This window comes from Roseomonas sp. USHLN139, assembly GCF_037145735.1.
Taxonomy (GTDB): domain Bacteria; phylum Pseudomonadota; class Alphaproteobacteria; order Acetobacterales; family Acetobacteraceae; genus Pseudoroseomonas.
This window is the reverse complement of the sequence record NZ_JBBCWY010000001.1, coordinates 789,014-812,244: the sequence shown is the minus strand read 5'-3', so window position 1 is coordinate 812,244 and position 23,231 is coordinate 789,014. Positions and strand designations below refer to the sequence as shown.

Below are 23,231 nucleotides of genomic sequence, written 5' to 3'. Positions count from 1 at the left end.
GCGGCCGTCCCGGCATGCCGCCCGCCCTGCCCTGCCGCGAGCGCCCCAGCCCGAACCACGACGCCCGGCCGGAGGGCACGCCGGTCGACACGCTGGTGCTGCACTACACCGGCATGACCTCGGCCGCCGCGGCGCTGGACCGGCTCTGCGACCCCGCCCCGCCGGCGCCGCTGCGCCCGGTCTCCTGCCACTATTTGGTCGAGGAGGACGGGCTGGTCTGGCGGCTGGTGCCGGAGGAACGGCGGGCCTGGCATGCCGGCGCCTCCTTCTGGCGCGGCCACAACCTGCTGAACGCCCGCAGCATCGGCATCGAGATCGTCAATCCCGGCCATGAATGGGGCTACCGCCCCTTCCCGGCGCTGCAGATGGCCGCCGTCGCCGAGATCTGCCTGGAGATCCTCGGCCGCCATCCGATCCCGGCCCGCAACGTGGTGGCGCATAGCGACATCGCCCCCGACCGCAAGGAGGACCCGGGCGAGCTGTTCGACTGGCAGGGGCTGGCGGCGCTGGGCATCGGCCTCTGGCCCGAGGTGGACGGCCGCGACCTCTCCGCCGTTCCCGGCGGCGAGGCCCGCGCGGCGGCGCTGCTGGGGCGAATCGGCTTCCCGCTGGAGGGCGTGGCGCTGGCGACCGTGCTGACCGCCTTCCAGCGCCACTGGCGCCAGGAAGCCATCACCGGCCGGGCGGATTCGGGCACACTGCTGCGGCTCGAGGCCGTGGCGGAAATGGCGGAGAAGTAAGCCAGGCCAGGGGAATGAATTTCCCTGGACCCCTTCTTCTTTCTGACAGTGCTGCCGCGCCAGCCACCGGCGCGAATCGCCGCTGAGTAAAAACCATCGTCCCGCGCTGCTGCCCTGGTACCGATGCCAGTAATGGCGCTGTTCCGGCAACGGCCGTTAACAGAAAAGAATGATGGGGGTCCGGGGGAAGAATTCATTCTTCCCCCGCCCTGCCAATTCTTCTCTTCCCTGAAAAGCTTGAATTTTCCCATTGACGCGCCCCGGCCGGCAGCGCACATGGCGCGTCGCGTCAGACGGCCGGGCGGCCGCTGGTCCTGGACTGGTTCCAGGGCTGGAGGAAAGTCCGGGCTCCACGGGAATACGGTGCTGGTCAACGGCCAGCGAGGGCGACCTCAGGGAAAGTGCCACAGAAATCAGACCGCCAGCCCGGCTTGCCGCGCTGGTAAGGGTGAAACGGTGCGGTAAGAGCGCACCGCGCCCCTGGCAACAGGGGCGGCACGGTAAACCCCACCGGGAGCAAGGCCGAATAGGGGTGGCCAGCGGAAGTCCCGCGAGGGACTCGACCGCGGGGACGTTTCCCGTCCTGTCACCCGGGTTGGCCGCGAGAGGCATGCCGCGAGGCATGTCCCAGAGGAATGGTCGCCCCATCCTGCCGGCATTGCCGACAGGGTGGACTGAACCCGGCTTACAGGCCGTCTGACGCTTTTTCCCAATTCCCTCACAATGCCAACAGTGATGACATCGCTGTGGCACTCCACGCTCTAGTTTCCTGTTTTCTTTGCTTTTGGCCTGGGCCTTTAACGGGGTTTTACCCTTGCTGCCCAGAGAGAACCCATGATATCCCATGGCATCCCATGAACGATCCGGAGCTCGGGGGGGCGAAGGATTGGTTTAGGGGATGGTCGGGTGAGCTGGCGGGGTCGGGGGGCCCCGCCGGCCGCTTCCCTGATCGTTTGCTTGATCACCGCCGCAGGGGGGCCAGGGCGGCATCGATGACCCGGTTTATGGGAACTCACACCAATCGGCTGGATCGCAAGGGGCGGGTCTCCGTCCCGGCGCCCTTCCGTGCGGAGTTGACCCGGCTGGGCACCGAGGAGGTGGTCCTGCGGCCGTCCCATCGCATGGCCTGCATCGAGGCCTGGCCGCTGCCGGCCTTCGAGGCGATGAGCGGCGGCCTCGACAACTACGACATTTTTTCTGACGCGCAGGACGACATGGCGGCGGCCCTCTTCGCCGATGCCTGGCCGATGCGTCCCGATGGTGAAGGCCGGATCATGCTGCCCGAGGAGCTCATCGCCCATGCCGGGCTGGGCGAGACCATCGCCTTCGTCGGCCTTGGCCGCATCTTCCAGCTCTGGGAGCCGGCGGCGGCCAAGCGCCGCACCGAGGAGGCGCGCGCCCGCGCCCGCGAGCGCGGCCTGACCCTGCCGGGTGGCGCCATGGGTGCCGCACCGCAGCGCGCGGGAGCCGGCGAATGACCGAGTCCCTGGCGCCCGCCATGGCCGCCGATCCCGGCCCCAACCCCGGCCATGTGCCGGTGATGCTGGCCGAGGTGCTGCACGCCCTCGCCCCGCGCGACGGCGCCACCTATCTCGACGGCACCTTCGGTGGCGGCGGCTATGCCCGCGCCATCCTGCAGGCGGCCGGCTGCACTCTCTACGCCACCGACCGCGACCCGGACGCCATCGCCCGCGGCGCGGCGCTGGTCGCGGCCTTCGCGCCGCGGCTGCGGCTGGTCGAGGGCCGCTTCGGCGAGATGGTCGAGCTGATGGCCGAGCGCGGCGTCGCGCAGCTCGACGGCGTGGTGCTCGACCTCGGCGTCTCCTCCTTCCAGCTCGACCAGGCCGAGCGCGGCTTCTCCTTCCGCTTCGACGGCCCGCTCGACATGCGGATGGAGAAGGCCGGGCCTTCCGCCGCCGACCTGGTGAACCGCCTGCCCGAGGCCGAGATCGCCACCATCCTCTGGGAGCTCGGCGAGGAACGGCATTCGCGCCGGATCGCCCGCGCCATCGTCGCCGCCCGCAGGGAATCGGCGATCGAGACCACCGGCCGGCTGCGCTCGGTGATCCATTCGGTGATGCCGCGCGACCCGTCCGGCATCGACAGCGCCACCCGCTCCTTCCAGGCGCTGCGGCTGAAGGTCAATGACGAGCTCGGCGAGGTCGAGCGCGGCCTGGCCGCCGCCGCCTCGCTGCTGGCGCCCGGCGGGCGGCTGGTGGTGGTCGCCTTCCATTCGCTGGAAGACCGCATCGTCAAGCGCTTCATGCAGGCCGCCGCCGGCCGCGCCCCCGGCACCTCGCGCCACGATCCCTCGGCGCTGCTCGGCGGCCACCGCCAGGCCGGCTTCCGCCTTGTTACCAACAATGCCCAGCGTCCCGGGGAGGCCGAGCTCTCGGTCAATCCGCGCGCCCGCTCCGCCCGGCTTCGGGCGCTTGAGAAACTGGAGACGGCCTGATGTTCCGCCCCCTGACCGTGCTTGCGATCGCCGCCTTCAGCCTGGTCGGCTGGCACGTCTACCGGGCCGAGGAGGTCGCGACCCAGCTGGACCGCGAGCTGCGCGACGTGAACAAGCGCATCGAGGTGGCGCGCGAGCGCAGCCAGGTGCTGCGCGCCGAATGGGCCCTGCTGAACGAGCCGGAGCGGCTGCGCCAGGTGACCCAGCAGCACCTGCCGCTGGAGACCATGGCGCCGGCCCAGTTCCTGCGCATGGGCGATCTGGAGCGCCGCCTGCCGCAGGCGGTCGCCTTCGCCGGGCCGGTCAGCCTGTTCGGCTCGGCGCCCGACACGGCGGTGGCCAATGCCACGCCGGGCGGCCACGCGGTGCAGGCGCTGGTCGCCGGCGCCGCGATCGCCGCGCCGGCCGCGGTCGCCGTCGCCATGCCGGCGGCCCGCGCCGTCGCCGCCGCCGCGCAGCATGCCGAGTCCCGCCCCGAGCCGGTGCGCGTCGCCCGCGCCGAGCCGCGGGTGGTGCATGCCCCGGCGCCGCGCCCGGAGCCCCGGCAGGAAGCCCGCGCGGTCGAGCGCCCCGAGTCGCGTCCCGAGCCGCGCGCCACCGTCTCGCTGGCCGCGCCGCGCCCGGCGCCCGTGCCGATGATCGCCGAGGCCCGCGCCACCCCGCGCCCCGAGCCGCGCCCCGAGCCCGGCCTGCTGCGCACCGCCGCGCATCTGCCGATCGGCCGGGCGAACGCGGCGACGATCCCGAATGGCGGCTCGGCGCTTGGTATGGCCGGCGGCAGCAGCCTGGCGCCGCCGGTGCCGCTGGCCGCGCCCGTGCCGGTCCGCGGCGCCTGGAACCAGTGAGCCGGCCATGACCCACCTGCCGCCGCCCTCGCCCGATTCGCCGCCGCTGCGCCGCCTGCATGCCGGCGCGCCCGAGCTGCTGGAGCCGACGCCCTCGCCGGCGGTGACCGTGCGCGTCACCCAGCCCGACCTGGCCCGCCGCGCCCAGCTGGAGCGCAGCCGCGGCCGGCTGGTGGTGGCGGCGCTGGGCTTCGGCGCGCTGTTCCTGGCCGTCGCCATGAAGGCCACATGGTCCACCGTGATCGCACCGGCCGAGCCGAAGCGACTGAACGCCGCGGTGCGCGCCATGCAGCCGCCGGCGGCGCATGTCGCCAGCCGCGCCCCGGTCACCGACCGCAACGGCGAGATCCTGGCGATCTCGCTGCCGGTGACCGCGCTGGTGGCCAATCCGCGCGTCATCCCGAACCCGGTCGAGGTCGCCGACAAGCTGCGCACCGTGCTGCCGCAGCTCGACCGCGAGAAGCTGATCGAGCGGCTCTCCGGCGACCGCGGCTTCGTCTATGTCGCCCGCGCGCTGACCCCGCGCGAGCAGCAGGGCGTGATCAACCTCGGCATCGCCGGCCTCGACTTCGAGGAGGCGGAGCGCCGCTACTATCCGCAGGGCCGCGCCGCCGTGCACGTGCTCGGCAATGTCGATGTCGACGGCAACGGCATCTCCGGCGTCGAGCGCCGCTTCGACGAGCAGCTGCGCACCAACCGCGGCGATCCGCTGCGGCTGTCGATCGACGTCCGCGTGCAGCTGGCGCTGCGCGACGCGGTCAGCCAGGCGATCAGCGACTTCACCGGCATCGGCGGCGCCGGCGTGGTGCTCGACGTCAACACCGGCGAAGTCGTCGCCATGGTCAGCCTGCCGGATTACGACGCCAGCGATGTCGGGGGCGCGACCCCCGACCAGCGCTTCAACCGCGTCACCGTCGGCGTCTACGAGCCGGGCTCGACCTTCAAGCTGTTCACCGCCGCCGCCGCGCTCGAATACGGCACGGCCAATGTCTATACCTCGAGCTTCGACGCCTCGCGGCCGATCCGCTACGGCCGCTTCACGATCAGCGACTACAAGGGCAAGAACCGCTGGATCACCTTCCCCGAGATGCTGGCCTATTCGTCCAATCTCGGCGCCGCCCACATGGCGGAGACCTTCGGGCCGCAGCGGCAGCGTGAGTTCCTGGGCCGCGCGGGGATGCTGTCGCGCCAGCAGGTCGAGCTGCCGGAGACCGCCCTGCCGCTGGTGCCGCCGGCCAATGCCTGGCGCGACATCAACATGTACACGATCTCCTTCGGCCACGGCATCAGCGTGACCCCGCTGCATGTGGTGACCGGCGTCTCCGCCATCGCCAATGGCGGCATCCTGCGCCAGCCGACGCTGATGGCGGTGCCGCCCGGCACGCAGCGCGAGGGCACCCGCATCATCAGCGAGCGCACCAGCGAGATCATGCGCCGGCTGATGCGCCTCGTCGTCACCGACGGCTCCGCCAAGAGCGCCGAGGTGCCGGGCTATTTCCTCGGCGGCAAGACCGGCACGGCGCAGAAGACCGGCCCGCGCGGCGGCTACCTGATGAACAAGCGCATCGCCGCCTTCGTCGGCGCCTTCCCGATGCCCAGCCCGCGCTACGCCATGTACATCATGGTCGACGAGCCCTCGGCCAATGCCTCGAGCCATGGCTATGCGACGGCCGGCTGGGTCGCGGCGCCGGCCGCCGGCCGCGTGCTGACCCGCATCGCGCCGATCCTGGGCCTGGTGCCCGAGGACCCGGCCAATCCGGCGATCATCGCCGCCACCTCGATCCCGCTGCAGCCGGGCCGGCCGCGCGCCACCCCGGGCACGGCGACCGCCGGCGGCGGCAATGCCGGCAGCGTCGCGCCGGCCGCCAGCCGGCCCGGCAGTGCCCCGGGCACCGCCCCAGGCCGTGGTGCGGCGACGCCGCAGCAGCCGACCGCCGCGCCGCGCGGCGATGCGGCGCCGCCGGTGGTGCCGCGCGGCGCCGTGCCGATCCCGACCCGCCCCGGCAACCTGCCGCCGCCGGTGCCGCTGCGGCTGACCGCGCTCGACCCTGCCCTGCAGCGGCAGGTGGAGCGGATCGATGCGGCTCGGTGACCTGATGCGCCGCTCGCCCGGAACCCATCCGAGCATCGGCGCCGCCCCGGCCATCGAGATCGCCGGGCTGACCGCGGACAGCCGGGCGGTGACGCCCGGCTTCCTCTTCGCCGCCCTGCCGGGCGTGCGCGCCGATGGCCGCGCCTATATCGCCGAGGCGGTGGCGCGCGGCGCCGGCGCCGTGCTGGCGCCCGAGGGCACCGACTGGCCGCCCGGCGTGCCGCCGCGGCCGCTGCTGCTGGATGCCGATCCGCGCCGGGCGCTGGCCCGCATGGCCGGCGCCTTCTACGCGCAGCAGCCGGGCATCGCCGTCGCGGTGACGGGGACCAACGGCAAGACCAGCACGGTCGATTTCCTGCGCCAGATCTGGACGCTGGCGGGCTGCAAGGCGGCCTCGCTCGGCACGCTGGGGCTGGTGGCGCCGGGCTTCCCGGCGACGCCGTCGCAGACCACCCCCGACCCGGTCGCGCTGCATGCCATGCTGGCCGAGCTCGCCCAGGCCGGCGTGCAGCGGGTCGCGCTGGAGGCCTCGTCGCACGGTCTCGAGCAGCGCCGGCTGGACGGGCTGCTGCTGACCGCCGCCGGCTTCTCCAACCTGACCCGCGACCACCTGGATTATCACGGCGGCATGGCCGGCTATGCGGCGGCCAAGCTGCGGCTGTTCGACACGCTGCTCGACCAGGGCGATGGCGCCGTGGTCAATGCCGACATGGCGCCGGAGATGCTGCAGGCGCTGCAGGCCGTCGCGCGCCGCCGCCATCTGCGGCTGCTGACCGTGGGCGAGGCCGGCGAGGCGCTGCGCCTGCTCTCCTACATGCCGCGCCCCGACGGGCAGCATCTGGCGCTCTCCGTCTTCGGGCGTCCCGTCGAGCTGGCCCTGCCGCTGCCCGGCCGCTTCCAGGCCGACAATGTGCTGCTGGCGGCGGGCCTGGCCGTCGCCGCCGGCATGGCCGCCGACCAGGTGGTGGCGCTGCTGCCGCGGCTCGCGGGCGTGCGCGGGCGGATGGAGCTGGCCGCCCGCCTGCCGAACGGCGCGGCCGTCTATGTCGACTATGCCCATACCCCAGACGCGCTGGAGCGGCTGCTGACCGCGCTGCGCCCGCATGCCGAGGGCCGGCTGCATGTCGTCTTCGGCGCCGGCGGCGACCGCGACACCGGCAAGCGCCCGCTGATGGGCGAGATCGCCGCGCGCCTGGCCGACCATGCCATCGTCACCGACGACAATCCGCGCAGCGAACAGCCGGCGGCGATCCGCGCCGCCATCCGCGCCGGCATGGCGGCGGCGGTCGATGTCACCGAGATCGGCGATCGCGCCGCCGCCATCGCCGCAGCGATCGAGGCGCTGGGCCCGGGCGACGTGCTGGTGGTCGCCGGCAAGGGGCACGAGCCCGGCCAGACCATCGGCGGCGTGACGCATCCCTTCGACGATGCCACCGCGGTGCGCCAGGTGCTGGGGGCGGCGGCATGACCACCCTCCCGCTCTGGACCTCGGACGAGCTGCGCGCGGCGACCGGCGGCCGCTGCCCGGACGGGCTGGCGATCCAGGCCGTCGGCATCGACAGCCGCGCCACCGGCCCGGGCGAGCTTTTCGTCGCGCTGCGCGACGCCCGCGACGGCCATGACTTCGTCGCCGATGCCCTGGCGCGCGGTGCCGCCGCTGCCCTGGTCGACCGCGACCCGCCAGGGGTCGCCGCCGATGCGCCGCTGCTGCGCGTGGGCGAGACGCTGGCAGGCCTGCGCGCGCTGGGCGCCGCCGGCCGGGCCCGCAGCCGGGCACGCATCGCCGCCATCACCGGCAGCGTCGGCAAGACCACGACGAAGGAGATGCTGCGGCACGGCCTCGCGGCGCTGGCGCCGACCCATGCGGCGGTGGCCAGCTACAACAACCATTGGGGCCTGCCGCTGACGCTGGCCCGCATGCCGCGCGACGCCGCCTATGGCGTGCTGGAGATCGGCATGAACCACCGCGGCGAGATCGCGCCGCTGGCCCGCCTCGCTGCGCCGCATGTCGCCGCCATCACCACGGTGGAGGCCGCACATATCGGCCATCTCGGCTCTCTGGAAGAAATCGCCGAGGAGAAGGCCGACATCATGCAGGGCCTCGCGCCCGGCGCGCCGGTGGTGCTGCCGCGCGATTCGGCCAGCTTCCCCCACCTCGCCCGCCGCGCGACCGAGGCCGGGCTGACCGTCATCACCTTCGGCGCCGATGCCGCCGCCGATTACCGCCTGCTCGACTATCGCGGCGCCCCCGAATCCGGCGAGGCCCTGCTGTCGCTGCGCGGCAGCGAGGCGCGCCTGCCGCTGGCCGCCCCCGGCCGGCACCTGGCGATCAATGCCCTGGCCGCCGTCGCGGTGGCCGAGGCGCTGGGCGCCGACCGCGCTGGCTTTCTGGCCGCATTAACGGAATTTCGTCCGGGCGCCGGGCGCGGCGGGCGCGTGAGCCTCGCGCTCGACGGTGGATCGGCCCTGCTGATCGATGACAGCTATAATGGCCAGCCGCCGGCGATGCGCGCCGGCCTCGGCGTGCTGGGCAGCCAGCATCCTGGCCCCGGCGGGCGCCGCATTGCTGTCCTGGGCGACATGCGGGAGCTCGGCGAGCACGGCCCCGCGCTGCATGCATCCCTGCTGCCAGATGTGCTGGCCGCGGCGGATATGGTATTTTGCTGCGGTGCACTGATGCGCGGCCTGTTTGACGCCCTGCCGGAGAACCGGCGGGCCGCGCATCGGGACAGCAGCGATGAACTGGCCCCGCTGGTGCGGCAGGCCGTGCGTCCGGGCGATGTCATTCTGGTGAAGGGGTCCCTGGGCAGCCGCATGGCGGTGGTGGTCCGGGCCCTGACATCGGCGCTGCCCGGTTCCGCGCCGGCGGCGCGCGAAGGGGCGCAGTCATGATCTTCACTTTCCTGTCCCAGTCGGCGGACGGGTTCATCCTGTTCAACCTGTTCCGCTACGTCACCTTCCGGGCCGGCGCGGCCTGCATGACGGCGCTGTTCATCAGCCTGTTCTTCGGCCCCGCCATGATCCGCTGGCTGAAGAGCTTCCAGAATGGCGGCCAGCCGATCCGCACCGACGGGCCGGATTCGCACCTGCTGACCAAGAAGGGCACGCCCACCATGGGCGGCATGCTCATGCTGGTGGCGCTGACCGCCTCGACGCTGATCTGGACTGATCTGCGCAACGGCTTCGTCTGGGCGGTGCTGCTGGTGACGCTGGGCTATGGCGCGCTGGGCTTCTGGGACGACTGGCTGAAGGTCACCAAGCGCAACACCAAGGGCGTCTCCGGCCGCACCAAGCTGGTGGTGCAGGCCGGCGTCGGCCTGGTCGCCGCCATCTGGATCACCTCGCTGATGCCGGGCGCGCTGGCCGACAAGCTGGCCATGCCGGTGTTCAAGGAGGCGCTGATCAATTTCGGCCTGCTGTTCCCGCTGGTCGGCATGCTGGTGATGATGGGCGCCTCCAATGCGGTGAACCTGACCGACGGGCTGGATGGCCTGGCCACGGTGCCGGTGATGCTGGCCGCCGCGGTCTTCGGCCTGATCTCCTACCTGGTCGGCAACCGCATCTTCGCCGACTACCTGCAGCTGAACCCGGTCGCCGGCACCGCCGAGCTCGCCGTCTTCTGCTCGGCCCTGGTCGGCGCCGGCCTCGGCTTCCTGTGGTTCAACGCGCCGCCGGCCAAGGTCTTCATGGGCGACACCGGCAGCCTGTCGCTGGGCGGCGCGCTCGGCGCCGTGGCGGTGGCCACCAAACACGAGGTGGTGCTGGCCATCGTCGGCGGCCTTTTCGTCGTCGAGACCGTCTCGGTGATCATCCAGGTCTTCTGGTTCAAGCGCACCGGCCGCCGCGTCTTCCTGATGGCGCCGCTGCACCATCATTTCGAGAAGAAGGGCTGGGCCGAGCCCACCATCGTCATCCGCTTCTGGATCATCGCCATGATCCTGGCCCTCGTCGGCCTCAGCACGCTGAAGATCCGCTGAGATGAACGCCGCAGCCCGCCGCAACGCGCCTGATTTCCAGCCCTTCGCCGGCCAGCGGCTGGCGGTGGTCGGGCTCGGCCGCGCCGGGCTGCCCTCCGCCCACCGCCTGATCGGCTGGGGCGCTTCCGTCCTGTGCTGGGACGACAATGCCGCCAGCCGGGAGGCGGCGGTCGCCGCCGGCCTGCCGGTCGGCAATCCGGCGGAGGCCGAGGGCTTTCCCTTTGACGCGCTGCTGCTCTCGCCCGGCATCCCGCACATCCGCCCGAAGGCGCATCCGGCCGCCGTCGCGGCGCGTGCCGCCGGCGTGCCGGTGCTCTGCGATGCCGAGCTGCTCTACCGCGCCGTCCGCGCCGCCGGCAGCAAGGCGCGCTTCGTCGGCGTCACCGGCACCAACGGCAAGTCGACCACCACCGCGCTGCTGCACCACCTGCTGCGCGAGGCAGGCTTCGCCACCGAGGTCGGCGGCAATCTGGGGCCGGCGGCGCTCGGCCTGCCGCTGCTCGGCGACGACGGCACCTATGTGCTGGAAATGTCGAGCTACATGCTGGAGCGCACCGAGCGGCTGCGCTTCGACATCGCCATCCAGCTGAACCTGACGCCGGACCATATCGACCGGCATGGCGACATGGCCGGCTATGCCGCCGCCAAGGCGCATGTCTTCGACAACCAGAACCCGGACGACGTCGCGGTCATCGGCATGGATGACGAATCCGGCCCGCGCTTCGCCGCGCGCCGCGTGGCGCGGGTCGTGCCGATCTCGGGCAAGGCCGCCCAGCCCGGTGGCGTCTGGGCCGAGGGCCGCGCGCTGCGCGACGCGGCCGGCGTCATCGCCGATCTCGACGCCGCGCCCGCCCTGCCCGGCCCGCACAATGCGCAGAACGCCGCCGCTGCCGCGGCCGCGGCGCTGGCGCTCGGCCTGACCCGGGACGAGATTGCCGCCGGCCTCCGGACCTATCCGGGCCTGCCGCACCGGCAGGAGCGGGTCGGCACGCGCGATGGCGTGCTCTTCGTCAATGACAGCAAGGCGACCAACGCCGAGAGCACCGCGCCGGCGCTGGCCAGCTACGACCGGCTGGTCTGGATCGCCGGCGGCGTGCCGAAGCAGGGCGGCATCGAGCCGCTCGCGCCGCTCTTCCCGCGCATCGCCCGCGCCCTGCTGATCGGCCAGTGCGCGCCGGAGTTTGCCGCGACGCTGGCCGCGCATGGCGTGCCGCACGCGATCCTCGGCACGCTGGCGGCGGCGGTGCCGGCCGCGCTCGCGGCCGCCCGCGCCGAGGGGGTGGGGGTTGTCCTGCTCTCCCCCGCCTGCGCCAGTTTCGACCAGTTCAGCGGCTTCGATGCCAGGGGCGACGCCTTCCGCGCCCTGGTCGCCGCCTTGCCGGAGACCGTGTGATGGCCCTCTCGCGCGCCGATACCTCCGTCCTCGGCCGCTGGTGGTGGACGGTCGACCGCTGGACGCTCGCCGCCCTGCTGGCGCTGGTCGGCTTCGGCTATGTCATGCTGCTGGCCGCGAGCCCGGGCGTCGCCGAGCGCATCGGCGCCTCCTCGCGCGACCTCTTCATCCTGAAGCAGGTCTTCTTTCTCGCCATCGCCACCGGGGTGATGGTGTCCATCTCGCTGCTGCCGATCAAGATGGTGCGGCGCCTGGCCTTGCTGGGCTTCGCCGGCGCCCTGCTGATGACCCTGGCGACGCTCTCGATTGGCGTCGAGATCAAGGGCGCGCGCCGCTGGCTGCATCTGCCGGGCATGACGCTGCAGCCCTCGGAATTCCTCAAGCCCTGCTTCGCCGTGGTCGCCGCCTGGCTGCTGGCCGAGGGCAAGACGCTCGGCATCCGCGCGACGGCCGCCGCCTGCACCCTGTTCCTGCTGGTCGCCGGCGTGCTGGCCAAGCAGCCGGACATGGGCATGCTGATGGTCGTCGCCTCGGTGTTCTTCGCCCAGCTTTTCGTCGCCGGCGTCAACCTGTTCATCGTCGGCCTCTGCGGCGTGCTCGGCGTGGTCGGCGGCATCGGCGCCTATTTCGTGCTGCCGCACTTCCAGTCGCGCATCGACCGCTTCCTCGACCCCGCCGCCGGCGACACCTACCAGGTCACCGTCGCCATGGAGGCCTTCGGCCATGGCGGGCTGCTCGGCGTCGGCCCCGGCGAGGGGCGGCTGAAGGGCATGCTGCCCGACGCCCATGCCGATTTCGTCTTCGCCGTCGCCGGCGAGGAATTCGGCCTGGCCATCTGCCTGCTGATCCTGACCGTCTTCGGCTTCGTCGTGCTGCGCGGGCTGCTGCGCCTGCTCGGCGAGAAGGACATGTTCATCATCCTCGGCGCCACCGGCCTGCTGACGCAGTTCGGCCTGCAGGCCTTCATCAACATGGCCTCTGCCCTGCACCTGATCCCGACCAAGGGCATGACGCTGCCCTTCATCTCCTATGGCGGCTCCTCGGTCGTGGCGGTGGCGCTCGGCATGGGCATGCTGCTGGCGCTGACCCGCCGGCGCCTGGCGCGGATGGAGGAGGAATGACCTCGGCCTCCCGCACCATCGTCATCGCCGCCGGCGGCACCGGCGGGCATTTCTTCCCGGCGGAAGCGCTGGCGGCGGAGCTGCAGCGCCGCGGCCACCGCATCGCGCTGATGACCGATGCGCGCAGCGCCGATTATTCCAGCCCCGCCTTCGCCGATGCCGAGCGCTTCGTGCTGCAGGGCGCGGGCCTCGCCGGCCGCGGCCTCGCCCGCGCCGCGCGCGGCGCCATGGCGCTGGCCGCCGGCACCCTGCAGGCCCGCCGCCTGCTGCAGCGGCTGCGCCCGGCCGCCGTCGTCGGCTTCGGCGGCTATCCCTGCGTGCCGCCGCTGCTGGCGGCGCGCAGCCTGGGGCAGCGCCCGGCCACCATCCTGCACGAGCAGAACGCCGTGCTCGGCCGCGCCAACCGGCTGCTGGCGCGCGGCGCCGATGTGCTGGCCCTGGCCTTCGCCGAGACCAGCCGCATCCCCGCCGGCACCACCACCGCCATCGTCGGCAATCCGGTGCGCCCGGCATTGGCGGCGCTCGCCGGCCAGGGCTTCACCACGCCGCAGGGCCCGATGCGGCTCTTCGTGCTGGGCGGCAGCCTGGGCGCGCGGATCTTCTCCGATGTCGTGCCGGAAGCGATCGGCCTGCTGCCGGCGCCGCTGCGCCAGCGGCTGTCCGTGGTCCAGCAATGCCGCGTCGAGGACCTGCCGCGCGTGCGCGCCGCCTATGAGGCGCTCGGCGTGCCGGCGGAACTCGCCCCCTTCTTCGGCGATGTCGCCGGCCTCTATGGCACGGCGCATCTGGTCGTCGCCCGCGCCGGCGCCTCGACCGTCGCCGAGCTGGCCTGCGCCGGGCGCGGCGCCATCCTGGTGCCGCTGCCGAGTGCGATCGATGACCACCAGAGCGCCAATGCGCGCGCGCTGGCGGCCAATGGCGCGGCCATCGTCATGCCGCAGGCCGATTGTTCGCCGCAGGCCCTGGCGGAACGCCTCGCCGATCTGCTTGAGTCCCCCGCAGCCCTGGCCCGCGCCGCGGCCGCCGCGGCCGCTCTCGCCGCACCCGATGCCGCGGCGCGGCTCGCCGATCTCGTCCTTGCCCGCGCCGACCAGCGCCGACTTCAGGAAGTCCAGTAGCATGCGCGCCCTGCCGCTCAATATCGGTCCTATCCACTTCGTCGGCATTGGCGGCATCGGCATGTCGGGCATCGCCGAGGTGCTGCACAATCTCGGCTACAGCGTCCAGGGCAGCGACATCGCCGAGGGCTACAATGTCGAGCGGCTGCGCGCCGCCGGGATTTCCGTCAATGTCGGGCATGACGCGCAGAATCTGGGCGCGGCGCAGGTCGTCGTCACCTCGACCGCGGTCAAGCGCGACAATCCGGAAGTGGTCGCCGCGCGCCAGCGGCTGATCCCCGTCGTCCGCCGCGCCGAGATGCTGGCCGAGCTGATGCGCCTGAAATGGGGCATCGCCATCGGCGGCACGCATGGCAAGACCACCACCACCTCGCTGGTCGCCACCGTGCTGGAGGCCGCCAAGCTCGACCCCACCGTCATCAATGGCGGCATCATCAACGCCTATGGCACCAACACCCGCCTCGGCGAGGGCGACTGGATGGTGGTCGAGGCGGATGAGAGCGACGGTTCCTTCCTGCGCCTGCCGGCGGTCGCCGCAGTGGTCACCAACATGGATGCCGAGCATCTCGACCACTGGGGCACCGAGGAGGCGATGAAGCAGGGCTACGCCCAGTTCGTCGGCAATATTCCTTTCTACGGCTTCGCGGTGCTCTGCGCTGACCACCCGAATGTCCAGGCGATGATCCCGCATGTGGACCGCCGCATGATTACCTACGGCTTCTCGCCGCAGGCCGATGTGCGGGCCGAGCGGCTGATCACCGACCGCATGGGTGCGACCTTCGAGGTCACCGTGCAGGACCGCGCCACGGGCCGCAGCCGCAGCCTGAAGCCGATGCGCCTGCCGATGCTCGGCCAGCACAATGTGCAGAACGCCCTGGCCGCCATCGCGGTCGGCATCGAGATGGACATCGACGAGGGCACGATCCGCTCGGCGCTGGCCGGCTTCAAGGGCGTCAAGCGCCGCTTCACCCGGGTGGGCGAGGCCAATGGCGTGCAGATCATCGATGATTACGGCCACCACCCGGTGGAGATCGCCGCCGTCCTGAAGGCCGCCCGCCAGGCCGGCGCGCGCGACGTCATCGCCGTCGTGCAGCCGCACCGCTATTCGCGGCTGAAGCAGCTCTTCGAGGAATTCTGCCAGTGCATGAATGACGCCGGCACGGTGATCGTCGCCGATGTCTATGCCGCCGGCGAGCAGCCGATCCCCGGCGCCGACCGCGACAGCCTGGTCGACGGGCTGCGCAGCCACGGCCATCGCAGCGTCGTGCCGCTCCCCGGCCCCGACAGCCTGCCGGAGATGATCAACGCCATCGCCAAGCCGGGCGACTACGTGATTTGCCTCGGCGCCGGCAACATCACTGCCTGGGCGCATGCCCTGCCGGAGAAGCTGACGGCGCTGCAGCCGCGCGGCCCGCGCGCCGCCGGGGGGAGCCGGTGACCCGCGCCATGCAGGACCTGTCGCCCGCAGCCCTGCCGCCGCTGCGCGGCCGCGTCCAGCAGGAGGCGCCGCTGGCGCCGCTGACCTGGTTCCGCACCGGCGGCCCGGCCGAGCTGCTGGTGCGCCCGGCGGATGTCGATGATCTTCTCCTGCTGCTGCGCGACCGGCCGCGCGACCTGAAGCTGACCGTGATCGGCGCCGCCTCCAACCTGCTGGTGCGCGATGGCGGGGTGCGCGGCATCGTGGTCAAGCTGGCGCGCGGCTTCTCCGACATCCTGGTCGATGGCGAGGGGATGATCGCCGGTGCCGCGGCGCTGGATGCGACGGTCGCCGAGCACGCCGCCGCCGCCGGCCTGGCCGGCCTCGAATTCCTCTGCGGCATTCCCGGCGCCATTGGTGGCGCGGTCGCGATGAATGCCGGCGCCTACGGGGCCGAGATCAAGGACGTCCTCGACTGGGCCGAGGTGGCGACGCCTGCCGGCCTGGTCCGGCTGACGGCGCAGGAACTCGGCTTCACCTATCGCCATTCCGCCCTGCCGCAGGACGGTATCGTGGTGCGCGCCCGCTTTCGCGCCGTCCCCGGCGAGGCCGCGGCGATCGCCCGGACGATGAACGCCATCCGCGCCGCGCGCGAGGAAAGCCAGCCGGTGCGCGCCCGCACCGGCGGCTCGACCTTCAAGAACCCCGAGGGCCACAAGGCCTGGGCGCTGGTCGATGCCGCCGGCTGCCGCGGCCTGCGTGAAGGCGACGCGCAGGTGTCGGAAAAGCACTGCAACTTCCTGCTCAACCTCGGCAGTGCCACGGCCGCCGATCTGGAAAGCCTGGGCGAGACCGTCCGCGCCCGGGTCGCGGCGCAGAGCGGGGTGACGCTGGAATGGGAAATCAAGCGCATCGGGGAGTTCCCGGCATGAACCACGTCGCGGTTCTCTTCGGCGGCATCTCCACCGAGCGCGAGGTCTCGCTCGCGACCGGCGCCCAGGTCATCGCCGCGCTTCAGGAGGCCGGCTTCCGCGTGACGCCGGTCGAGGTCGGCGGCGACCTGCCTGTGCTGATCGCGGCGCTGCAGGCGGCGAAGCCGGACGCGGTGTTCAACGCGCTGCATGGCCGCTTCGGCGAGGATGGCTGCGTGCAGGGCGTGCTCGACTGGCTCGGCATCCCCTATACCCATTCCGGCGTGCGCGCCTCCTCGGTCGCCATGGACAAGGCGGCGGCCAAGGCGGTCTTCGCCGCGCATGGCCTGCCGCTGGCCGAGCACCGCGTGGTGAGCCCGGCCGAGCTGGAGGCCGCCGATCCGCTCGACCGCCCCTATGTGGTCAAGCCGGTGAACGAGGGCTCCTCGGTCGGGGTCGAGATCCTGAAGGAAGGCGACAACCGCCGCGCCGAGATCGCCCGCGCCTGGCGCTTCGGCGACCGCATCATGACCGAGGAATTCATCGCCGGCCGCGAGCTGACCGTCGCCGTGATGGGCGACCGGCCGCTGGCGGTGACCGAGATCGGCACCGGCCACGCCTTCTACGACTATGACGCGAAATATGCCGATGGCGGCAGCCAGCACACCATCCCGGCCCGCGTGCCCGCCGACATCGCCGAGGCGGCCATGGCGGCGGCGCTGCGCGCGCACCAGGCGCTGGGCTGCCGCGGCGTCAGCCGCGCCGATTTCCGCTACGACGACGCGAGCGGGCGGCTGGCGCTGCTCGAGGTCAATACCCAGCCCGGCATGACGCGCACCAGCCTGGTGCCCGAGCAGGCCGCGCATGTCGGCATCAACTTCCCCGAGCTCTGCGCCTGGCTGGTGCGGGAGGCACGACATGGCCCGTAACGCCCGGCTCCGTCCCGAGGACCGCACCCGCCTCTCCAGCGACGGCGGCCGGCCGAGCCGCGCCGCGCCGCAGCGGCCGAGCAGCCTGCGCCTCTGGCTGCGCCGGCAGCGGCCCATGCTGCGCCCGGCGCTGTTCGGCCTGGCCGGCCTCGCGGCCCTCGGCGCCGGCGCGGTGGTGGTCAGCGCCCTCGACCCGGCGGGGCGCTTCTCCTTCCTGGCCGAGAATGTCTCGGAGATCGCCGGCAATGCCGGGCTGACCGTCACCGAGATCGTCGTGCGCGGCCAGCAGAACACGCCGCGCGAGCTGATCCGCGCCGCCATCGGCGTGCGCAACGGCGACCCGCTGCTGGCTTTCTCGCCGAGCCAGGCCAAGGCGCGGCTGGAAAGCATCGCCTGGATTGAACAGGCCGAGGTGCAGCGCAACCTCTCCGGCCATATCCAGATCACCATCCATGAGCGCAAGCCCTTCGCCATCTGGCAGCACAATGGCGAGTTCGCCGTGGTCGACCGCGATGGCCGCGTCGTCTCGGCCGACACGCTGGACGCCTTCGGCCCGCTGCCGCTGCTGGTCGGCGACGGCGCGCACCGCCAGGGTGCGGCGCTCTACGACGCGCTGAAGAGCGAGCCCGAGGTGCAGCGCCGCGTCCAGGCGCTGGTGCTGATCGGCGAGCGGCGCTGGAATCTCCGCCTGCACAACGGCACCGACGTGCTGCTGCCCGAGGCGCATGAGGATGCGGCGGTGAAGCGGCTGGCGGAGCTGCAGCGCTCGAGCGCGCTGATGGACCGCCCGGTTGCCGCCATCGACCTGCGCCTGCCGGATCGCCTGGTGGTGCGCCAGCAGAGCGTGCCGGAGCCGGCGGCCGCCGAGCCGCGCGGCCGCCGCGGGAGCTCGCGCGGATGAGCAAGCTGCTGCGCGTCGCCCCGCCCGCCGAGAACCCGCCCGCCGCCGCGGCCCGCCGGCGCCGCGCGCGCAGCGGCCCCTATGGCGTGCTGGATATCGGCAGCAGCAAGATCGTCTGCCTGATCGCCCGCAACGAGGGCGACGGCCAGCCGCGCGTGCTCGGCTGCGGCTGGCAGCGCGCCCGCGGCATCAAGGGCGGCAACATCGTCGACATGCAGGAGGCGGAGCAGTGCATCCGCGCCGCCGTCGCCCAGGCCGAGGAAGCCGCGGAGATCAAGCTGACCGGCGCGATCGTCAACCTCAGCTGCGGCCAGCCGGATTCGCGGCTGATGACGATCCAGTGGCCGATCGGCGGGCGCGGCGTCACCGATGTCGATCTGCGCGCCGTGCTGAACGAGAGCCGCCGCCGCGCCGCCGATGAAGGGCGCGAGACGGTGCATGCCGCGACGCTCGGCTTCGTCATCGACGCGACGCCTGGCGTCGAGGATCCGCGCGGCATGATCTGCGAGACGCTGGGGGCGCAGCTGCACCTGGTCGATTCGGCCTCGGCCTCGCTGCGCAACCTTGGCGTCTGCCTGCATGGCTGCGACCTCGAGGTGGAGGAGCTGGTCTCCGCCCCCTATGCCGCGGCGCTGTCGGTGCTGGTCGAGGACGAGCGTCAGCTCGGCGCCACCGTCGTCGACATGGGCGGCGGCACCACCAGCATCGCCGTCTATGGCGAGGGCCATCTGCTGCACACCGCGCAGATCCCGGTGGGCGGCTGGCAGGTGACCAATGATCTGGCGCGCGGCCTGGCGACGCCGATCGCCCATGCCGAGCGCATCAAGATCCTCGATGGCAGCGCGCTCGATGGCGGCGACGATGCCAAGGCCATGGTGATGGTGCCGCAGGTGGGCGAGGACGAGGACCATCTCGTCAGCATCCCGCGCAGCACGGTGATCAACATCATCCGGCCGCGAATCGAGGAGACGCTGGAGCTGGTGCGCGATCGCCTGGATGCCGCGGCACTCGGCCGCGATGCCGGCGCGCGAGTCGTGCTGACCGGCGGCGCCAGCCAGCTTGTCGGATTGCGCGAACTTGCCGCGCAGATCCTGGACAGACCGGTGCGGCTCGGACGCCCCGCGCCCATTCGCGGCCTGCCCGAATCCGCCCAAGGGCCCGATTTTGCGACGACGCTCGGGCTCGTTGCCTGGGGAACCGGCGAAGGCCGTCCCCTGCTCGACATCGATCCCGGGCCTGATCGCGGAAACGGTCGATTTGCCCGCTTCGTCAACTGGCTTCGCGATCGCGTCTGAGGCAAACTATGCCCTGCCCGCGACACCCTATGCCCGCACCCCGAGGAGACACGCTGCCATGACGCTGAACCTGACCATCCCGCGCCAGCAGCACACGGATTTCAGCCCGCGAATCACGGTGGTCGGTGTCGGCGGCGCCGGCTGCAATGCTGTCAACAACATGATTGCCATGGGACTCGACGGCGTCGAGTTCCTGGTCGCCAACACCGATGCGCAGGCACTGGTGCACAGCCGCGCGGAACGCCGCGTGCAGCTCGGGCCGCATCTGACGCAGGGCCTCGGCGCCGGCGCCAAGCCCGAGATCGGCCGCGCCGCCGCGGAAGAGGCGACCGAGGATCTGGCGCGCCATCTCGAAGGCATGCACATGGTCTTCATCACGGCGGGCATGGGCGGCGGCACGGGCACGGGCGCGGCACCGGTCATCGCGCGCATGGCGCGCGAGCGGGGCATCCTGACGGTGGGCGTGGTGACGCGTCCCTTCGACTTCGAGGGACCGAAGCGCAAGCGCGCGGCGGAAGCGGGTCTGGAAGAGCTGCAGACCTATGTCGACACGCTGATCGTCATTCCGAACCAGAACCTTTTCCGCAAGGCGAACGAGCGCACCACCTTCGCCGAGGCCTTCAAGATGGCCGATGACGTGCTGCACATGGGCGTGCGCGGCGTCACCGACCTGATGGTCAATCCGGGCCTGGTGAACCTCGACTTCGCCGACATCCGCACCGTCATGGCCGAGATGGGCAAGGCGATGATGGGCACCGGCGAGGCCGAGGGCGAGGACCGCGCCGTCAAGGCCGCCGAGGCCGCGATCAACAACCCGCTGCTCGAGGACACCTCGATGCTCGGCGCCAAGGGTGTGCTGATCAACATCACCGGCGGCTACGACATGACGCTGTTCGAGGTCGACGAGGCGGCGAATCGCATCCGCCGCGAGGTCGATGAGGAAGCCAACATCATCTTCGGCTCCTCGGTCGACGAGGACATGAACGGCCGGCTCCGCGTCTCGGTGGTCGCCACCGGTATAGACGCCCTGCCGGAAGCCGGTGCCGCCGAGCGGCCGAAGCTGGTCGCCGTCGGCGGCGGTGCCCCGGTGCAGGCCGTCGCCAGCGCCCAGGTCCCGGCCGCCGCCGCGCCGCGCGGCGTGCCCGGCGCGCCGACCGCCCGCCCGGCCATGCCGCAGCCGGTCCGCGCCGGTGCCCAGGCCACCGCGCCGCGCCTGCCGGCCGGCATGCCGCCGCAGCTGCGCCAGGCCGCGCCGGTCCAGGGCGGGCCCGCCGCCGCCCCGGCGCCGGCCGCGCCGGTCAATCCGCCGGTCTCCTTCGAGGCGCCCGCGGCCCAGCCGGTCGACGCCCCCTCGCCCGAGGACATGCCGGCGCCGCTGGCGCATCACGGCGAGTCGATGCGCCCCCCCTCCGCCGCGCCGCGTCCCTCGGCCCCGCCGCCGGTCTCCGCGCCGCGCGCCGGTGGCGGTCTGTTCCGCATGGCCACCGGGCTGATGCGCCGCAGCCTGGGTGCCGAGGGCGACAGCGGCCCGGCCGCCGCGCCGCGCCAGGCCGCGCCGGCCCCCGCCCCGCGCCCGGCGCCGGCCGCCCCGGCGCAGCCGCCGGCCGAGGAGATGGGTCTGGACATCCCGACCTTCCTGCGCCGCCAGAGCAACTGAGCAGGCCCTGGGCCTGGCCGCGACGCTGTCGCGGTAGCAGGAGAGACAACCCCGGACCGCCAGGTCCGGGGTTTTTTCATGCCCGCCTGGCTTCACGGCTGCTTCAGGCGCCGCTGTCACAAGGCCTCTGGATTTCTCGCCCTGCAGCCCCTGCTGCATCGCAAAAAAGCTCTTTCAATCAGCGCAATAGGAAGAATACTTCGCGGGAAATAATCGGAAATAAGCGTTGACTCGCCGGGGCCGGAAGGCGGTGTCATCTAGATGCTGACGGAACCATCCGGCAGCCTTCCCGCCCGACGATGCGTTTCCGAAGCAGATCGTATCGGGGCAATGATGGACGGTTTTCTGGCGGCAGGCATGGAACGGCGCAGGACGCTCAAGGCGCCGATCGGCTGCGTCGGTGTCGGCCTGCATTCCGGCCGCCGCGCCAGCTTGACCCTGCATCCCGCCGCTGCCGGTGACGGCATCGTCTTCCGCCGCAGCGATCTCGGCCTGGAGATCCCGGCGCGCTACGACCTGGTCTTCGACACCCGCCTCTGCACCGCGATCATGCTGCCGGGGCAGCCGCAGGCCCGCCTCGGCACCATCGAGCATGTCATGGCGGCGCTGGCCGCCTGCGGCATCGACGATGCGGTGATCGAGGTGGACGGGCCGGAAGTGCCGATCCTGGACGGCTCGGCGGCGCCCTTCCTGTTCCTGATCGACTGCGCCGGCGTGGTGAGCTCGATGCTGCCCCGCCGCAGCATCGAGGTGCTGAAGACCGTCCGCGTGCAGGAGAGCGAGGCGCCGGGCGCCGCCTGGGCGCAGCTCGAGCCGATCGCCACTCCGGGCTTCGAGGCCGCGCTGGAGATCGATTTCCCCTCCAGCGCCATCGGCCGCCAGCAGCTCACCCTGCGCGTCACCGAGGCCTCCTTCCGCGCGACGCTCGCGGATTCGCGCACCTTCACCCTGGCCGAGGACGTGGCGCGGCTGCGCGCCGCCGGCCTGGCCCAGGGCGGCAGCCTGGACAATGCGGTCGTCGTCGACGGGCCGCTGGTGCTGAACCCGGGCGGGCTGCGCCATGCCGATGAATGCGTCCGCCACAAGCTGCTGGACGTGGTGGGCGATCTGGCGCTCGCCGGCGCGCCGCTCTCGGCCCGCTTCAGCGGCAGCCGCTCGGGCCATGCGCTGAACAACCGGCTGCTGCGCGCGCTCTTCGCCGATGCCGCCGCCTGGCGCTGGGCCGACGAGGCGCTGGTGCCGGCCTTCTCCACCCGCGCCCCCGCCCGCCGCCAGGCCGAGCCGGTCGCCGCCTGAGCCACTGGCGCCGCCGCGGGCCTGTGCCGCGGCAGGGCGATGCTTCCCCCGTGCTGGCCCTCCCCCGGGCCAGCCCCCCGAAACCGGCGCGGCTCCCCCCGCGCCGGTTTTTCCGTTTACGGATGCCGCGTGGCCGGCCGATGGCGGCCTGGGCAACACTCGGTGAACGCTAAGGTGAGGCCGCCCCCTTGCCGCCCTGCCCCCGCCCCGTGGTATAGAGCCAGCGCAATGCGCACCCGTCTGAACCGGACCCTCCGCCTGTCCCTGCTGCTGGCCGCGCCGCTCCTGGCGGGCGCCTGCAGCGCATGGGACGGCAAGGACGCTTCGCTGCGTCCCAGCTCGGCCACCGCCGTGGCCAACCAGTCGCCTGAGGCGATCTATGCCGCCGGCATCGATGCCCTGCGACAGGAACGCTACCAGCAGGCGGGCGAGATGTTCGACGCGGTGGAGCGGGAGCATCCCTACTCCACCTGGGCGACCAGCGCGAAGCTGATGTCGGCCTATTCGGACTACATGCGCAACCGCTACACCGAGGCCATCGGCGGGCTGGACCGCTTCATCCAGCTCCACCCGGCACACCGCGACATCGCCTATGCCTACTATCTCCGCGCGCTCAGCTACTACGAGCAGATCGTCGATGCCGAGCGCGACCAGCGCGGCACCGAGACGGCGCTGGCGCAGCTGCAGGACGTGGTCAACCGCTTTCCCGACAGCGCCTATGCCCGCGATGCCCGGCTGAAGATGGACCTGGCGCGCGACCACCTGGCCGGGCGCGAGATGAACATCGGCCGCTTCTACCAGGCGCGCGGCCTCTATTCCGCCGCCATCGGCCGCTTCCGCCGCGTGGTCGACGATTTCCAGACCACCAACCACACGCCCGAGGCGCTGCACCGCCTGACCGAGATCTACCTGGCCCTCGGCCTGACCGAGGAGGCGAAGCGCACCGCCAGCGTGCTCGGCCACAACTACCCGGGCAGCCGCTGGTACCAGGATTCCTACGCGCTGCTGGTCGATGGCGCCCCGCCGGCGCCGGGTGACGAGCGGCCGGGCTTCCTCTCGCGTGCCTGGAACTCGGTGTTCTGAG

19 protein-coding genes and 1 other RNA gene are annotated in these 23,231 nt (G+C 72.4%); all 20 read left to right on the top strand.

Going from position 1 to position 23,231, the window contains the following annotated elements; all coding sequences use genetic code 11:
* Positions 1–14 precede the first annotated feature (14 nt).
* The 20 genes from WFI16_RS03770 (at position 15) to WFI16_RS03675 (ending at position 23,230) form a co-directional block, all read left to right on the top strand.
* Positions 15–740 (top strand): N-acetylmuramoyl-L-alanine amidase, encoded by a 726-nt coding sequence (locus WFI16_RS03770; RefSeq protein ID WP_419896452.1) that lies wholly within the window; start codon positions 15–17, stop codon positions 738–740.
* A gap of 289 nt (positions 741–1,029) precedes the next feature.
* An RNA gene (gene rnpB, locus WFI16_RS03765) (RNase P RNA component class A) lies at positions 1,030–1,444 on the top strand.
* 288 nt (positions 1,445–1,732) lie between these two features.
* Complete coding sequence (gene mraZ, locus WFI16_RS03760) at positions 1,733–2,218, top strand: division/cell wall cluster transcriptional repressor MraZ (RefSeq protein ID WP_419896451.1); 486 nt, start codon at positions 1,733–1,735, stop codon at positions 2,216–2,218.
* 20 nt (positions 2,219–2,238) lie between these two features.
* Positions 2,239–3,195, top strand: a complete 957-nt coding sequence (gene rsmH, locus WFI16_RS03755) for a 16S rRNA (cytosine(1402)-N(4))-methyltransferase RsmH (RefSeq protein WP_419897143.1) — start codon at positions 2,239–2,241, stop codon at positions 3,193–3,195.
* On the top strand, positions 3,195–4,040 hold the full coding sequence (ftsL, locus tag WFI16_RS03750; protein ID WP_419896450.1) for a cell division protein FtsL: 846 nt from the start codon (positions 3,195–3,197) through the stop codon (positions 4,038–4,040). Before rsmH ends, ftsL begins: the two co-directional genes overlap by 1 nt.
* A 7-nt stretch (positions 4,041–4,047) precedes the next feature.
* Complete coding sequence (locus tag WFI16_RS03745; RefSeq protein ID WP_419896449.1) at positions 4,048–6,132, top strand: peptidoglycan D,D-transpeptidase FtsI family protein; 2,085 nt, start codon at positions 4,048–4,050, stop codon at positions 6,130–6,132.
* Positions 6,133–6,136: 4 nt separating this feature from the next.
* Positions 6,137–7,600: a UDP-N-acetylmuramoyl-L-alanyl-D-glutamate--2,6-diaminopimelate ligase gene (locus tag WFI16_RS03740; protein ID WP_419897142.1), complete on the top strand. Its 1,464-nt coding sequence runs from the start codon at positions 6,137–6,139 to the stop codon at positions 7,598–7,600.
* Positions 7,597–9,024, top strand: coding sequence for a UDP-N-acetylmuramoyl-tripeptide--D-alanyl-D-alanine ligase (gene murF, locus WFI16_RS03735; protein WP_419896448.1), 1,428 nt, complete (start codon positions 7,597–7,599; stop codon positions 9,022–9,024). Before WFI16_RS03740 ends, murF begins: the two co-directional genes overlap by 4 nt.
* The gene (gene mraY, locus WFI16_RS03730) at positions 9,021–10,109 is read left to right on the top strand and encodes a phospho-N-acetylmuramoyl-pentapeptide-transferase (RefSeq protein WP_419896447.1); all 1,089 of its coding nucleotides are present in this window, start codon (positions 9,021–9,023) and stop codon (positions 10,107–10,109) included. Before murF ends, mraY begins: the two co-directional genes overlap by 4 nt.
* Position 10,110: 1 nt before the next feature.
* Positions 10,111–11,502, top strand: coding sequence for a UDP-N-acetylmuramoyl-L-alanine--D-glutamate ligase (gene murD / locus WFI16_RS03725; protein ID WP_419896446.1), 1,392 nt, complete (start codon positions 10,111–10,113; stop codon positions 11,500–11,502).
* The gene (locus WFI16_RS03720; RefSeq protein ID WP_442970631.1) at positions 11,499–12,623 is read left to right on the top strand and encodes an FtsW/RodA/SpoVE family cell cycle protein; all 1,125 of its coding nucleotides are present in this window, start codon (positions 11,499–11,501) and stop codon (positions 12,621–12,623) included. Before murD ends, WFI16_RS03720 begins: the two co-directional genes overlap by 4 nt.
* Positions 12,620–13,741: an undecaprenyldiphospho-muramoylpentapeptide beta-N-acetylglucosaminyltransferase gene (gene murG / locus WFI16_RS03715; RefSeq protein ID WP_419896444.1), complete on the top strand. Its 1,122-nt coding sequence runs from the start codon at positions 12,620–12,622 to the stop codon at positions 13,739–13,741. The genes WFI16_RS03720 and murG overlap by 4 nt, the downstream gene beginning before the upstream one ends.
* Position 13,742: 1 nt before the next feature.
* Positions 13,743–15,179 carry a UDP-N-acetylmuramate--L-alanine ligase gene (gene murC, locus WFI16_RS03710; RefSeq protein ID WP_419896443.1) on the top strand — a complete coding sequence of 479 codons (1,437 nt, stop codon included), beginning with the start codon at positions 13,743–13,745 and terminating at the stop codon, positions 15,177–15,179.
* Between the two features lie 8 nt (positions 15,180–15,187).
* Positions 15,188–16,090, top strand: coding sequence for a UDP-N-acetylmuramate dehydrogenase (murB, locus tag WFI16_RS03705; protein WP_419897141.1), 903 nt, complete (start codon positions 15,188–15,190; stop codon positions 16,088–16,090).
* Positions 16,087–16,998, top strand: coding sequence for a D-alanine--D-alanine ligase (locus tag WFI16_RS03700; RefSeq protein WP_419896442.1), 912 nt, complete (start codon positions 16,087–16,089; stop codon positions 16,996–16,998). The genes murB and WFI16_RS03700 overlap by 4 nt, the downstream gene beginning before the upstream one ends.
* A complete protein-coding gene (locus tag WFI16_RS03695; protein ID WP_419896441.1) occupies positions 16,988–17,899 on the top strand; it encodes a cell division protein FtsQ/DivIB in 912 nt (303 codons plus the stop codon). Before WFI16_RS03700 ends, WFI16_RS03695 begins: the two co-directional genes overlap by 11 nt.
* Positions 17,896–19,194: a cell division protein FtsA gene (ftsA, locus tag WFI16_RS03690; RefSeq protein ID WP_419896440.1), complete on the top strand. Its 1,299-nt coding sequence runs from the start codon at positions 17,896–17,898 to the stop codon at positions 19,192–19,194. Before WFI16_RS03695 ends, ftsA begins: the two co-directional genes overlap by 4 nt.
* Before the next feature lie 58 nt (positions 19,195–19,252).
* Positions 19,253–20,851, top strand: a complete 1,599-nt coding sequence (gene ftsZ, locus WFI16_RS03685; protein ID WP_419896439.1) for a cell division protein FtsZ — start codon at positions 19,253–19,255, stop codon at positions 20,849–20,851.
* A gap of 357 nt (positions 20,852–21,208) precedes the next feature.
* A complete protein-coding gene (gene lpxC / locus WFI16_RS03680; RefSeq protein ID WP_419896438.1) occupies positions 21,209–22,147 on the top strand; it encodes a UDP-3-O-acyl-N-acetylglucosamine deacetylase in 939 nt (312 codons plus the stop codon).
* A 228-nt stretch (positions 22,148–22,375) separates the two neighbouring features.
* The gene (locus WFI16_RS03675; protein ID WP_419896437.1) at positions 22,376–23,230 is read left to right on the top strand and encodes an outer membrane protein assembly factor BamD; all 855 of its coding nucleotides are present in this window, start codon (positions 22,376–22,378) and stop codon (positions 23,228–23,230) included.
* Position 23,231: the final 1 nt, after the last annotated feature.

Bases quoted from the DNA above. Each gene is read 5' to 3' on its own strand.
- WFI16_RS03770 (WP_419896452.1), top strand. From the start codon at position 15: ATGCCGCCCGCCCTGCCCTGCCGCGAGCGCCCCAGCCCGAACCACGAC.
- mraZ (WP_419896451.1), top strand. From the start codon at position 1,733: ATGACCCGGTTTATGGGAACTCACACCAATCGGCTGGATCGCAAGGGG.
- rsmH (WP_419897143.1), top strand. From the start codon at position 2,239: ATGGCCGCCGATCCCGGCCCCAACCCCGGCCATGTGCCGGTGATGCTG.
- ftsL (WP_419896450.1), top strand. From the start codon at position 3,195: ATGTTCCGCCCCCTGACCGTGCTTGCGATCGCCGCCTTCAGCCTGGTC.
- WFI16_RS03745 (WP_419896449.1), top strand. From the start codon at position 4,048: ATGACCCACCTGCCGCCGCCCTCGCCCGATTCGCCGCCGCTGCGCCGC.
- WFI16_RS03740 (WP_419897142.1), top strand. From the start codon at position 6,137: ATGCGCCGCTCGCCCGGAACCCATCCGAGCATCGGCGCCGCCCCGGCC.
- murF (WP_419896448.1), top strand. From the start codon at position 7,597: ATGACCACCCTCCCGCTCTGGACCTCGGACGAGCTGCGCGCGGCGACC.
- mraY (WP_419896447.1), top strand. From the start codon at position 9,021: ATGATCTTCACTTTCCTGTCCCAGTCGGCGGACGGGTTCATCCTGTTC.
- murD (WP_419896446.1), top strand. From the start codon at position 10,111: ATGAACGCCGCAGCCCGCCGCAACGCGCCTGATTTCCAGCCCTTCGCC.
- murG (WP_419896444.1), top strand. From the start codon at position 12,620: ATGACCTCGGCCTCCCGCACCATCGTCATCGCCGCCGGCGGCACCGGC.
- murC (WP_419896443.1), top strand. From the start codon at position 13,743: ATGCGCGCCCTGCCGCTCAATATCGGTCCTATCCACTTCGTCGGCATT.
- murB (WP_419897141.1), top strand. From the start codon at position 15,188: ATGCAGGACCTGTCGCCCGCAGCCCTGCCGCCGCTGCGCGGCCGCGTC.
- WFI16_RS03700 (WP_419896442.1), top strand. From the start codon at position 16,087: ATGAACCACGTCGCGGTTCTCTTCGGCGGCATCTCCACCGAGCGCGAG.
- WFI16_RS03695 (WP_419896441.1), top strand. From the start codon at position 16,988: ATGGCCCGTAACGCCCGGCTCCGTCCCGAGGACCGCACCCGCCTCTCC.
- ftsA (WP_419896440.1), top strand. From the start codon at position 17,896: ATGAGCAAGCTGCTGCGCGTCGCCCCGCCCGCCGAGAACCCGCCCGCC.
- ftsZ (WP_419896439.1), top strand. From the start codon at position 19,253: ATGACGCTGAACCTGACCATCCCGCGCCAGCAGCACACGGATTTCAGC.
- lpxC (WP_419896438.1), top strand. From the start codon at position 21,209: ATGGAACGGCGCAGGACGCTCAAGGCGCCGATCGGCTGCGTCGGTGTC.
- WFI16_RS03675 (WP_419896437.1), top strand. From the start codon at position 22,376: ATGCGCACCCGTCTGAACCGGACCCTCCGCCTGTCCCTGCTGCTGGCC.